This window comes from Streptomyces sp. NBC_00259 (assembly GCF_036181745.1).
GTDB lineage: Bacteria > Actinomycetota > Actinomycetes > Streptomycetales > Streptomycetaceae > Streptomyces > Streptomyces pratisoli.
Genome location: NZ_CP108080.1, coordinates 47144 through 59774 on the forward strand (window position 1 = coordinate 47144; position 12631 = coordinate 59774).

Annotated in this window: 11 protein-coding genes and 1 pseudogene; 4 read left to right on the forward strand and 8 right to left on the reverse strand. The window is 65.7% G+C overall.

Annotated features, from left to right (window positions below):
- Positions 1-519: 519 nt before the first annotated feature.
- From OG766_RS00235 to OG766_RS00240, 3 genes are all read right to left on the reverse strand, one after another.
- On the reverse strand, positions 520-999 hold the full coding sequence (locus tag OG766_RS00235) for a helix-turn-helix domain-containing protein (RefSeq protein ID WP_328724213.1): 480 nt from the start codon (positions 997-999) through the stop codon (positions 520-522).
- Positions 893-1501 (reverse strand): AraC family transcriptional regulator, encoded by a 609-nt coding sequence (locus OG766_RS36650; protein ID WP_443045433.1) that lies wholly within the window; start codon positions 1499-1501, stop codon positions 893-895. The genes OG766_RS00235 and OG766_RS36650 overlap by 107 nt, the downstream gene beginning before the upstream one ends.
- A 260-nt stretch (positions 1502-1761) precedes the next feature.
- Complete coding sequence (locus OG766_RS00240; RefSeq protein ID WP_328724214.1) at positions 1762-2187, reverse strand: ATP-binding protein; 426 nt, start codon at positions 2185-2187, stop codon at positions 1762-1764.
- 234 nt (positions 2188-2421) lie between these two features.
- On the opposite strand from OG766_RS00240, the gene OG766_RS00245 reads away from it, so the two are divergent.
- Positions 2422-3303, forward strand: a complete 882-nt coding sequence (locus OG766_RS00245; protein WP_328724203.1) for a helix-turn-helix transcriptional regulator — start codon at positions 2422-2424, stop codon at positions 3301-3303.
- 153 nt (positions 3304-3456) lie between these two features.
- Positions 3457-3803 (forward strand): annotated as a pseudogene (locus OG766_RS00250) (transposase); the annotation flags it as partial.
- Positions 3804-4211: 408 nt separating this feature from the next.
- On the opposite strand, the gene OG766_RS00255 reads toward OG766_RS00250, so the two are convergent.
- From OG766_RS00255 to OG766_RS00270, 4 genes are all read right to left on the reverse strand, one after another.
- Positions 4212-5567 (reverse strand): class-II fumarase/aspartase family protein, encoded by a 1356-nt coding sequence (locus OG766_RS00255; protein WP_328724215.1) that lies wholly within the window; start codon positions 5565-5567, stop codon positions 4212-4214.
- Positions 5564-7081 (reverse strand): NAD-dependent succinate-semialdehyde dehydrogenase, encoded by a 1518-nt coding sequence (locus OG766_RS00260; protein WP_328727405.1) that lies wholly within the window; start codon positions 7079-7081, stop codon positions 5564-5566. The genes OG766_RS00255 and OG766_RS00260 overlap by 4 nt, the downstream gene beginning before the upstream one ends.
- A gap of 168 nt (positions 7082-7249) precedes the next feature.
- Entirely contained in the window at positions 7250-7942 is a 693-nt protein-coding gene (locus OG766_RS00265; RefSeq protein WP_328724185.1) for a type 1 glutamine amidotransferase domain-containing protein, read from the reverse strand.
- Positions 7943-7970: 28 nt separating this feature from the next.
- Positions 7971-8798, reverse strand: a complete 828-nt coding sequence (locus OG766_RS00270) for an SDR family oxidoreductase (RefSeq protein WP_328724216.1) — start codon at positions 8796-8798, stop codon at positions 7971-7973.
- 215 nt (positions 8799-9013) lie between these two features.
- On the opposite strand from OG766_RS00270, the gene OG766_RS00275 reads away from it, so the two are divergent.
- Entirely contained in the window at positions 9014-9910 is an 897-nt protein-coding gene (locus OG766_RS00275; protein WP_328724217.1) for a helix-turn-helix transcriptional regulator, read from the forward strand.
- Between the two features lie 87 nt (positions 9911-9997).
- Here OG766_RS00275 and OG766_RS00280 read toward each other — a convergent pair whose 3' ends face one another.
- Positions 9998-10321, reverse strand: coding sequence for a hypothetical protein (locus tag OG766_RS00280; protein WP_328724218.1), 324 nt, complete (start codon positions 10319-10321; stop codon positions 9998-10000).
- A gap of 725 nt (positions 10322-11046) precedes the next feature.
- On the opposite strand from OG766_RS00280, the gene OG766_RS00285 reads away from it, so the two are divergent.
- On the forward strand, positions 11047-11853 hold the full coding sequence (locus OG766_RS00285; RefSeq protein ID WP_443045434.1) for a helicase associated domain-containing protein: 807 nt from the start codon (positions 11047-11049) through the stop codon (positions 11851-11853).
- Positions 11854-12631 lie beyond the last annotated feature (778 nt).

A 12631-nucleotide genomic window follows, 5' to 3' on the forward strand; every position in this document is an offset into this window, starting at 1 on the left:
ACGTGGCGACGGATTTTGCTCGCCGGCGTTTCTATCACCGCGCCGTGTAAAGGGAGACCCGCCCCCTGGTTCGAGGGACGACCAGGAGGCGGGCGTTTCATTCGGCCCGGCCTCGTCCTAGCCGGGCGTGTCCATTCTCCGGCCAGGACGGGTCTCACCAGTAGATCACCTTGTAGACCCCCCGTTGGGCTGGTTACAGGCCCTGCCAGTACCTGGTTAGCCCTTGCCTTTTGGTCTCGGTTGCTGTTGCGGTCGTGGTCTCGCCGGGTGTCTGTACACCGTTGGCCGCACGAGCAACAGATCGGCATTCTCCTTGGACGATGCTCGTATAGCCGCAGGTATGCCCTTGGGTTCAGAGGGTCGGGGCCTGAGTCAAGTAATACCCCGCGGCGGGCGACCGTCGCGCCCAGGCGATCCACCGTTCTTCGTCGGCACATTACCCCCTGGTGTCGACCAGCACTCAGGCCAGTTCCGCTCACGACCCCCGATTGGCGTGAGAATGCGATTGGCGTTCCGACTTCAGGCGCCGACATCCACTCTGCTGGTGGCTCTATCGACCCACATTGCCACCGTGTGACGCCGAGCCTGGGCATAGGCTCGAGGTGTGATTCCGTATTGACGTTTGAACTCGTTAATGAAGTGCGACAGGCTCGTATAGCCCACTTGTCTAGCAACCTCGCTGACGTTCATGTCCCCCTGCAACAGCAAAGAACTTGCCCGGTTCAGCCGCGTCCGCTTCACAAACTGATAGGGCCCCATCCCTGTTGCTTCACCAAAGAGATTCGTTAGAGTGGATGGACTCATACCTGCCCTATTCGCAATGTCCGCAACGGTCAACGGCTCCGATATTCGTTCACGGATATACTGGATTGCCTCCGAAATGGGTTGTCCGTCACGTTCGACCGATGCTGCATGGAGCATGCATGCCCCCTGCTCGGCTTGAATCAACCGGTAAATGATCTCTTGCAGGTGAATAGGAGCAAGCACACGACGGTCCATTTCCGCGGAGAGTGATCGGAAAGTGCAGAAAGGCAGAAAGGGTATTGTCATCCACCTGCGATACATGTACCGCCTGCGACGAAGGCTGTTTACATTCCCCCTTGATCTTCGCCATGTGCTGATCGGATATTCTAGATGAGACTGCTCGCACGATAGCCGGATCGATCTGCAGCACGAAAGAGAGGTAGGGATTCTCAACGCTCGCTTCGACGATATCCGACTCGAAGCGCAGCCCGCGAGCGATAAGCGAATAGCTCAACGCATTGAATTGATACTCGTCACCATTGGCAATCACTCGCTTTCGCCCCTGAAGCACGCAATACAGAGCCAGCGACTGGGATTCGGACCACTGTGAATTCTGGGGCAGGGTGAAGCGATAGGTCGTCAGTCCAGGCCATTGCGACACATTGGGGCCGACCTCGGCTGTTCGTGCCAGCAGCTCAGCGGCAAGAGCACTGGCTGCGCGATGCCTCTCCATTGGGAGACCAAACGACGACACCATTCTCCCTTTCCCGATCGCACATGCTCATGCACGTGCTTCTTTTCGACGCTCTTCCTTACGTTGAGCGGCGGGCACCGCCTCGACGGCTGGGCTCTGCTCGCGTCGCGCACACCCATCGCCCCGCGACCCTGCCATGAATTCCGGGCAATTTTCACCTCGGCGTCATTTGCCATGGCCGAAAGATTGGCCGCCGGGCATCACCGGTCATGGCGTCCCGCCACGAGAATGGGGTCGATTGTCGAATGTGACATCCTCAATGCTCACGCTGCCGCTACCGATACCCCTTGGGTAACCGATTTGAAATAGGACCAAACAATCTTGCCGAACGGCTTTCGTTTTTCTATCCCCCAGTCATCGGCCAATTCTTCCACGATCATAAGTCCCCGACCTGAAGTCGCCTCATCGTTCGGGCGGCTAGTGTTAGGCTGGCCTGCGCCAGCGTCATGGACCTCCAAACGAATTCCCGCGGGGTCTGCCGCCAACCTGACCATGAATCCACGACCAGGCCCGTCCGCATGAGTCAGTGCGTTGCTTGCCAATTCTGACAGGCAGAGCCGAATGTCTTCCGCGATGTCGAGCCTGTCCCAGGCCCTCAGAGTTTCGGAAGCGAAATCCCGTGCGTGCCGTACTGACTCAAACTGATGAGAGAAGTATTTCCGTTCCGCTTTATGCAGCGTGTCGTACATAACGATCCTCACAGCATTCCCCTTCGGCTGCGCCGTGTAGGCACGCATCTGCCTTGGGGTAGGTCGGGTATCGAAGCGCGGCCGTCAGTCACTGGTCGCACATCCAGAGCACCATCTCTGAACTGCGTTTTCTGGGCTTGAGCAGGCCCGGGTGAGGCAGGTTCTGGGAAGGCAGGTACTGGCAGTACCACCCAGCGCCCGTCACAGCATCCGGCGCTGCTTCACACTGGACGCATGGACCGTAGTAGCGAGATCGCCGACTTCCTGCGTTCCCGCCGTGCCCGGATCTCACCCGACCAGGCAGGGCTCGGGAACGACGGCCGCACCCGCCGGGTGCCCGGACTACGCCGCGACGAAGTCGCCCGCCTGGCCGGGATGAGCACCGAGTACTACACCCGCCTCGAACAGGGCCGCGCCGGAACCCCCTCCCCCGAGGTCGTCGAAGCGCTTGCACGCGCCCTGCGACTCGACGCCGCCGAACGCGAACACTTCGCCGACCTGCTCGCACGCCCCACACCCACCCGCCGCACCCCGACCGGCCCACAACGCGTTCGCCCAGGCCTGTACCTCCTGCTCCAAACCCTGGAACACGTCCCCGCCTTCATCATCGGCCGACGCACCGACATCCTCGCCGCCAACCGTCTGGCCTGCGAAGTCCTCACCGACTTCGACGCCCTCCCCGCCACCCAACGCAACCTCGCCCGCTTCTACCTCCTGGACCCCGACGCACGAGACCGCGTCGGAGACTGGGAACAGATCGCCGCCGAAACCGTCGCCATGCTCCGCCTCGAAGCCGGCCGCCACCCACACGACCGAAGGCTCTCCGACCTCGTCGGCGAACTCACCCTGCGCTCCCCCGAATTCAGCACCTGGTGGAACGACCACCGCGTCCTGCGCCGCACCCACGGCACCAAGCACTACCACCACCCCGTAGTCGGCGACCTCCACTTCGCCTACGAATGCCTCCAAGCACCCGGCGACACCGACCAGACCCTCTGCGTCTACAACCCCCAACCCGAAACCACCACCACCGAAGCACTCCAACTCCTCAGCAGCTGGACCGCCCCCCAAGCCCCCACCACCCCCACACCCACACCCACCACAAACCCAACCTGAGGTAGGCAAGCGGGCCAGGTGTGTTGGCGGACTGGCGAAGCCGATCGTGCGGGCGACCCGTCGGTGAGCTGAACGGTTTTGACGGCGGACGCGCGAGAAGCGCACGTGCTGTGGGCCAGTGCACGGGCGGCACCGCTGGAACTGTCGGCTTGGATGCTCATTGGTCTGCTCGTGGGGAAGAGGAAGTCTCGTCCGTGGATCGTTTCGGATGAACTGTGCTCGTTGATCGGGCGGTTACTTCCGGAGCCGCGGCCGAAGCTGGTTGCGGGACGGCCACGGGTGCCCGACCGGCAGGCTTTGTGCGGGATCTCGTTCGTGCTGCACACCGTCATCCAGTGGGAGTACCTGCCCCAGGAGCTGGGCTTCGGCTCCGGCATGACGTGCTGGCGGCGCTTGCCGCGTGGAACGAGGCCGGCGTGTGGGATCGGCTGCACGCTGTTCTTCTGACGAAGCTGCGGGCAGCGAAGCAACTGGACTGGTCCCGGACGGTGATCGACTCCAGCTGTCTCGTTGCCCAACGCGTCCCTCGCGTCGTTGACCGGTAGAACGCGTAGCTGACGCTGTCGCCGGAATGGCCGCGTGCGCGGCACGGCAACGATGTCGCGGCGCAAGCGGGTGTCGACGAGCCGGCTACCCGCGCTTGTGCGGCCCGGCCAAGCGAAGCGATCGAGGTTGCGAAGTCGTGCAGGCTGATCGTGGAGCATCTCAATCAAGATCGGGCTGTGTCGCAGTCCCGGAGCTGGATGGTCCTGTTACCGAAGTCGGGTCGAGGCGGAAGCCATGGACCGTTTCTCGCGCCACAACTGGTTCCCCATGTGGCCGGGCTGGCCCTAGCCGAACTTGCGGTATCACCGCCTCTGAGGGCACGAGTACGGCGATCGTCTCTCCGCCGCACTCGTGCGGGTTGATCAGTTGCTTGCGCGTCGGTGAATGACGGAGTTGGTCATGGCCTGGGCACTGCCGAGGTAGGCGGAAGGGTCACTCAGCTGCCGGATTCGGTGTTCGCCGAGTCTCGCGACGATGTCCGGAGTCCTGAGCAACTCATCGGCCAGGTCAGCTCCGCTTTCCGCGGCCCGGGCACATGCGTCGTAGACAATGTGGTGGGCGCGTTGACGGCCGAGGTCAGGTGCGAGGGCCATCATGACTGCCTCGGCGAGGATGAGCCCTCCGGTGAGGCCGAGATTCCCGCGCATTCGGACGGTGTCGATGTGCAGGTTCCCCACTGCGTGGGTTGCCTGAGCGAGGGAGGAGGACAGCAGGAGGAAGGCTTCAGGGATGACGGCCCATTCGATGTGCCAGGGGCCGGTGGCGCGTTCGAAGTCCTGCATTGCCGCATCCAGCATCGCGGAGGATTTATCCCGCAGAAGTTTCGCGGCAGCGATCATGAGTTCGCTGGAGATGGGGTTGCGCTTCTGCGGCATGGTGGAGCTCGCGCCGCGTCCCTTGACGTATGGCTCGGCCAGTTCTCCGAACTCGGTCGAGCACATCATGGCGACGTCCATGCCGATCTTCCCGACGGACGCGCCGATCGCAGCGAGGAGTCCCACGATTTCGGTGAGCCCGTCCCGCGCGACGTGCCAGGTGATCTCGGGGTCCCGCAGGCCGAGTTCCGCGGCGAGCTCTGCGCGTACGTGCAGAGCTTCGGATCCGGATCCGAGAGAGGCCAAGGTGCCGACAGCTCCTCCGAATTGGACCATCAGGTCGCGTCGTCGCACCTCGGTGAGCCGCTCGGCGTGCCGATCCAGTGCCGAGAGCCATACGGCGACGCGGTATCCGAAGGTGACGGGCAGGGCGTGCTGGAGGTGAGTGCGGCCGGCGGTGACTGTGTCGATGTGTGCGGAGGCCAGTTGCCGCAGTTCGTCCCGGAGACGGTCGAGGGTGTCGGCGATCAGTTTCAGGCCCTGGGCACACTGCAGTACGGTCGCCGTGTCCATGATGTCTTGGGTAGTGGCACCCCAGTGCAGGTACCCGCCAGCGTCGCCGCACTGCGCGGCGAGTTGGGTGACGATTGGAAGGATCGGGTATCCGACGTTGTCGGTGTCGTGACGCAGCTGCTCACGGTCGAGCTGCGCAGGGTCGCAGAGCGTGGCGATGGTATCCGCAGCAGCCTGCGGAATGATGCCGACGCGGGCCTGTGCCTGCGCCAGTGCTACTTCGACACGGACAACCGTCTCTACGTACGTCTCATCGCTGAAGACGCCACGCATCTCGGATGTTCCGAACATGTCCCGGAACAGCATGGAGTCGAAGACGGTGCTGCTCATCCGGCGTTCTCCAATGCCTGCTGCTGGCCGGGCGAGGTTCGCTCCGAGGGAGGTGCCATGTTGATGGCGATGTACTTCTGTTCCAGATACTCGTCGATCCCGGTGTTTCCGCCTTCACGACCGACACCGGACTGCTTCATGCCACCGAACGGGGCGCTGGGGTCGGACACGTAGCCGCGGTTGAGACCTACCATGCCGGTTTCGAGCCGCTCGCTCATGCGTAGGGCCCGGTTCAGGTCTTGTGTGTAGAGGTAGCTGACCAGGCCGAATTCGGTGTCGTTGGCCGCGCTGAGAGCTTCTTCCTCCGTGGTGAACGTCTGGATCGCGGCGACCGGGCCGAAGATCTCCTCGCGGGTGATCCGCGCGCCGGCGGGGATGTCGGTGAGAACGGTCGGGGGGTAGAAGTAGCCCGGACCCTCCGGTACGAGAGCGCCTGCCTGTACGCGGGCGCCGGCGGCGACCGTTTCGTCGACGAGGTCGGCGACGCGGCGGCGCTGGATTTCGTCGATCAACGGTCCGAGGTCGGCGGCGGGGTCTGTTCCCGCCCCGAGGGCGAGCGTGCCCATTCGTTCGACCAGCTTCCGGGTGAACTCCTCGACGACGTCGGCGTGGACGTGGAAGCGGTTGGCGGCGATACATGCCTCGCCGATGTTGCGGAGCTTGGCGGTCATCGCGCCGTCGACTGCGGCGTCGAGGTCTGCGTCCTCGCAGACGATGAACGGGGCGTTGCCCCCGAGTTCCATCGAGGTCCGCAGTACGGTGCCGGCCGCTTGTGAAAGCAGGAGGCGGCCGACAGGGGTGGAGCCGGTGAAGGACAGCTTGCGCAGCCTGTGGTCCCGCAGAAGGGGTTCGGTGACCGCAGCGGCCTGACTGGTGGGGATGATGTTGAGGACGCCGTCGGGCAAGCCGGCCTCGGTGAGTACACCGGCTAGCGCAGCTGTCGTGAGCGGTGTCTGTGCCGCAGGCTTGACGATCATGGTGCAGCCGGCTGCCACGGCCGGTCCGATCTTGCGGGCCGGCATCGCCAACGGGGCGTTCCACGGGGTGATCAGCAGGCAGGGGCCCACCGGCTGGCGGGTAACCAGGACGCGGGCTGTGCCATCCTCGCTGACCTTCCAGCTACCGTCGATACGGACGGCTTCCTCACCGAACCAGCGTAGGTAGTTCGCACCGTACAAGACCTCTGACCGTGACTCGGCCAGCGACTTGCCCATCTCCAGGGTGATGAGCAGCGCGAACTCTTCCATGCGCTCGATCAGCAGATCATGTGCGCGACGCAGAATCTCGCCCCGGTGACGCGGAGGAACTGCCGCCCACTGGGCCTGTGCGGCGCTGGCGGCGTCGAGGGCTGCGAGCGCGTCCTCCGGGACAGCGTCGGACACCTCGCACAACATCTCGCCGGTGGCGGGGTTCTCCACCGGGAATGTTGTGCCCCCGGCAGCCAGCCGCCACTGGCCGCCGATGAGCACCCCCTTCTCCACCTGGCCTATGCCGTCGTACTTGGACGTGGTCATGTCCACGGACTCTTTCCTTGTGGTTGATCATGGCAGGGGAGACAGGCGGGGCCCGCTGCGGCGCCGCTTCTCTTCTCTGTCAGGGATGAAAGAAGCGGCACCTGCAGCGGGCCGGCCCAGGGGGAGCAGTACGCGCCACCGCACTGACGAGTACTGCTGTGATGGCTTTTAGGCGAGTGCGGTGATCATGTCTTCGGCCATGCGGGCGCTGGAGGCGGGGTTCTGGCCGGTGAAGAGGTTGCCGTCCTGCACGTTGTACTGCTGGTAGGCCGGGCCACCGGAGTGGGCCGCGCCCAGTTCCCGCAGTCGGCTGGCGAGCAGCCAGGGCGCGCCTTCGGCGGTCCCGAACAGCTGCTCCTCCTCGTCGGTGAACGCGGCCATCTCACGACCGGCGAAGATCCACCTGCCGTCCTCGTCCACGGCGCTGAGCAGCGCGGCCGGGCCGTGGCAGACGGCTCCGATGAGCTTTCCAGCCTTGTCCGCCTCGATGAGGAGACGGCCGAGGTCGGAGTCTTCGAAGAGGTCCACGACCGGGCCGTGGCCGCCGGGCAGGACGATCGCGACGTAGTCGTCGATGTCGACCTCGTCGAGCTTGAGCAGCGGACCGAAGTCCCGCAGCGCCTTCTCGGCGTGCGCCACGTAGTGCGCGCAGTCCTCACCGGCGATCGCCGGGTCGGCGCTGTGCTGGTCGAGCGGCTGCAGCACACCTCCCGGGGAGGCGAAATCGACCGTGTAGCCGGCCTCGACGAACTTCTCGTGCGGAGCGGCCAGCTCCTCGGCCCAGTAGCCCGTCGGGTAGCGCGAACCATCGGTACGCACCCAGACATCGGCGGCCGACATGACGATCAGGATCTTGCTCATGAGCAGTTCCTCCGTGTTGTGTGGGTGGTCAGGCGGTGGCGGGGAAGTCGGTGGCGGGCGCGGACTGCGCGGTGGCGTCCAGGTTCGCCTGCAGGGCCTGCACCTTGGAGGTGGCGTAAGCGTGGGAGTCCGAGCCGAGGACCTGACGCAGCGGGCCCTCACCGGCCACGACCCGGTCGATGATCGCCGCAGCACCCTTGACCGGGTCGCCGAGCTGGCTGCCCTGGAGGTTGAGGTGGTTGTCGACCATCTCGCGGATGCCCGGGTAGTGGTCCGTGGTGGCGGCCGGCAGCGCCAGGGAGTCCTGGGTGAGGAAGTCCGTGCGGAAGTAGCCGGGCTCCACGATGGTCACGTTGATCCCGAAGTCCGCCACCTCCGCGGCCAGGGCCTCGCTCAGGCCCTCCAGCGCGTACTTGCCCGCGCAGTACAGCGCCCAGCCCGGAACGGAGACCAGCCCCAGGACCGACGACACGTTCACCACATGCCCGCCGCGCTGCTCACGCAGGATCGGCAGCGTGGCACGCAGCACGTTCCACACCCCGGCGACCTGCACATCCAGCATGTCACGCACATCACGGTCGGTGGTCTCCTCCACCGCGGCCAGGAACCCGTAGCCCGCGTTGTTCACCACCACGTCCAGACCACCGAACCGCTCGGTGGTCTTCACCACCGCCTGCTTCACCTGCGCCTCATCACGCAGATCCACCGTCAGCGGCAGAAGACGCGACGTGTCCACACCCTCACCGAGCGCCCCGAGCAGCCGCTCGGACGAACGCGTCGTCGCCGCGACACTGTCCCCACGCTCCAGCAGCTGCCGGACCAGGTCCAGCCCCAGACCACGAGAGGTACCAGTCACGAACCAGATCGCAGATCGGTCAGTCGGAAAAGCCATGATCGTCCTTCACTAGTACGGATGCCTTCCCGAGCAGTCCTCCGGGCCGGCATGCATCCAGCGTGATTCACCACAGCCCGCCGTGGGTGCGCATATCGCGCCCTGCGCGAACAGGGACAGGGCAACCTAGGACTCGCAGGGCCAGTCAGGAACGCCCGGCATCAACGACACTGGTTCGTGTGGCTGAGACCAACCGTGAACTGGCTGATTTCCTCAGACGAGCCCGCAGCCAGAGCGACCCTTTGCGCGCCGGCCTCCCCCCGGACGGCCGCGTCCGCCGGGTGCCGGGCCTGCGCCGCGAGGAAGTGGCCCTCCTGGCCGGAGTGTCGACCGACTACTACACCCGCCTCGAACAAGGCAGGCGCATCACCCCCTCACCCGCCGTTGTCGAAGCCCTCGGCCACGCCCTCGGACTCGACGCCGCGGGACGCACACACCTACGGGACCTCATCGGAGTGACCGCAGCGCCGGCCCGACGACGCCCCCGCGGCGTCCAGCGTGTCCGCCCCGGCCTGTATCAGCTCCTCGACGCCCTCGACGGCGAACCCGCCCTCGTCCTGGGACGCCGCACCGACATCCTCGCCGCCAACCGGATGGCCAAGGCGCTGTTCACCGACTTCGAACAGCTGGCCCCACCGCACCGCAACTACGCACGCTGGATGTTCCTCGACGACGACGCCCGCTCCCTGTTCGTCGACTGGGAAGAGCAAGCGCGGGCCGCGGTCGAGAGCCTGCGACTCGACGTCGGCCGCGACCCCGACGACCAGGCCACGACCGCCCTCGTCGAAGAACTGCGTGAACACAGCCGCGAATTCGACCAGTGGTGGGAGCAGCACCGCGTCCACCAGCGCACTCACGGCTCCAAACGCCTCCGCCACCCCTTGGTCGGCGAACTGACCGTCGAATACGAAACCCTTGCCCTGCCCGGGGACCCCGACACAACGCTGTTCGTCTACACCACCGAGGCAGGATCGGCATCAAGAAGAGCTCTGGACCTCCTCGCGAGCTGGACCCTCACCGGCTCCAGCACCGAACCGGAGCGCCAACGCCAGTCCAATCCCGCCCAAGAACAGTGACCATGCCCACCAAAGATCCTCAACTCCCCCAGCGGTCATAGCCATCGTGCTGCCGGGAGCCGATCCGCGCGAGCCCGTCAGGTGGGGCTACCGAACCGGCGGACCCAAGCGGTGCCGTCGGCGCAAAGCAAAGTCGTCGATTCCGATCACGCGGGGCACCTGCCCGGCGGGCAACGGGATGCCCAACAGAGTTGTGTCCCTCGGGCCCGGCATGGGCTGGGAGCTGGGCTGCTGGGTGTGCGGCGGCGTGGACGTTGTCGGAGCGGGCTGCGGGCGGGGGCCGTGGGCGACGGCACGCTCTCGCATGCCGTCCTGGAGCTTGGCGGTCATCTTGACGACGGCCTCGACCACCAGCTGGGTCTGCTCCACCGTGGCGACGTCGGTCGCCTGCTCCTGGTCGCGGTCGGCCACGCCCCGGTCGTGCCTTGGGCGCGGCGGCGGGCCGGTGGGCACGGCGACGGTGTGCGGCAGGGAGCGGGAGCCCAGTCACCGTGAGCGGCGGACCGCGTGGACCCAGGCGGTCAGGGCGCCGGCCGAAGTCCGTCAGGGTCCCCTCGCATCCCGGCCAGACCATGTCCCGGTCCAGGACCAGGTCCTCCAGCTCATAGAGACGGAACTGGTCGTCGGAGCCCAGAACATCGAACGCCTGCCGGGTGAGCCAGGTGTTGCGGGCGGACATCGTCCCGTCGTGCAATGCCTTGCGCCGACCGGCCGGCCGGGAGGCGTGCGCGTTCTCGATCGGGCCGTTGCGCCACACAGACCGGACGAGCCCATAGGCCGCTGCCCACGGTGTTCCTGCCCATCTGCGCTGCAGCGCCCGCAGGAAGAGTCAGATCGTACGCAGCACCACCGACACCTCCGTACCACCTTCCGCGACGGCCGCGGCACCCGCCAGACCGCTCTGACCAGCACAGACCCATCCACCTGAACCACGCAGCAATAAGGAAATCCCGCGACGATCACTACATTCCGAAACGATCACTGAACGCGCACCTCAGAGCTTCTCCGGCTTCCGGACCTCCGCAGGAAACCCCAGCTCAGGTCCGCACGAAATGACGGCACGAAATCCTGAAACGATCACCAGATCCGGCAGGTCAGAAAATTGCCCATCCAGTGATCTCTGCCGGATTTGTCACATGGACGCCGATCGCATCGCTCAGTTTGAGAAGCTCGGCATGATCTGGTCCCACTACGACATCGCCTGGGAAGAGGGCCTGTCCGCCGCCCGCGGGTGGGCCGCTGAACACGGGCACCTCCTCGCGCCCCTGGACGCCACCCACCAGGGAGCGAAGGTGGGCATCTGGCTCAAGAACGCGCGGGCCGCCGCGCGAAAGGCGGCGGAGAGCGAGCAGCGGCGTACCGAAGGCCTGCCCGTTCAGTCGTCGGCCGGCGCGCTGTCAGAGGAGCGGCGCGAACAGCTGGAGGAGATCGACCCCTCTTGGTGCCCCATCTGGCCCGTGGAGTGGCAGAGGGCCTTCCACCTCACCCGGCAGCACCTGAATGAAGGCGGCGCGCTGCCGACCGAGCCGGGCGGGGCCGTACGCCAGGGCGAAGACCTCGGACGCTGGGTAAAGGCGGTCCGCCTCGGATGGGACCAGCTCACGACCGTGCAGCGGTGGATGTGCCAACACATCCTCGGCATCGAACCCGCGACCGAGGACGAGAAGCCCAGATCGCGGACCAGCCAGGCGCAGAAGTGGGCCATCCACTACGCCGCCGCCCGGCAGTTCCACGAACGCGAGGGACACCTGACAGTCCCCCGCAAGCACATCGAGACAATCACTGTAGATGGGGTTGGCGGAGCCAGCGGGGATAGCGGCGAGAACCAGGAGCAGCGGGAGCTGAAGCTGGGGGCATGGGTCAGCAACCAACGCAGCAGGGCCGCAACACTCACCCCGGAACGGATCGGGCAACTCTCCGCCATCGGCATGCGCTGGACATAGAGAACGTGCGACGAGAGCGAAGGCACCGACGTAGCGGGCCCTGACGCTGGGCGTGCCGTTCCTCGGAGGGCGATGAACCGAGGGTCACGGTGGCGAAGGTGGGGCGGTGGGATACGGGGCGAGTTCGGCTTCAAGATCTGCGATGCGTTTGTTCAGGAAGCGGTTGTTCTGGCGGGCGCTGGCCAAGCGCTCTTGAATCTGCTGGTTCTCCTGGGTCAGCTGTCGTACTTGCTGCTTTCGGGGTGGTGGTGTTCTCGGTGACGATGCGCTGAAGGGAGCTTTCGGGGAGATCGTGTTCGAGGTCGCGGATCTTGCCGAGAGCTCTGCGATGCGGGTGCGCTGGGTGCTGCTCTCACGCTGGGACTGGGCGAGGGCGTCTTCGGCGTTGAGGGCGTGTTCTCTTCAGGCTGGCTGTGTGCGGCTGCGGCCGCTGGCAGAGGTTTCGGGATGAGATCTGCTTGCGCGGGTGGCCTGCTCGACAGGGGTTCTGGCCTGCTGGTTTTGGTAGAGGAAGGTGCGTGGGACGCGGGCGGTCGGGCAAGGGCTGCGACGGTGACAGGCGTATGGTCGCGCGTCATGGCGGCCAGGGCGGTCTGGCGGCGTTCGAGCATCTCTTGGGTGGGTCGGCGGCGCGCTCGGACGGCCGCGTCGGTGCGGGACGTGTTCGGTCGGCCGGCTCGGGCGAGCACCGGCGTGTCAGTGCCCCGGCTCGACGTCCCTGTCATCTGTTCTCAGTGGCATGCCGTCTCGGTGTGCCCGTAGGCGTCTTTGCAGCTCA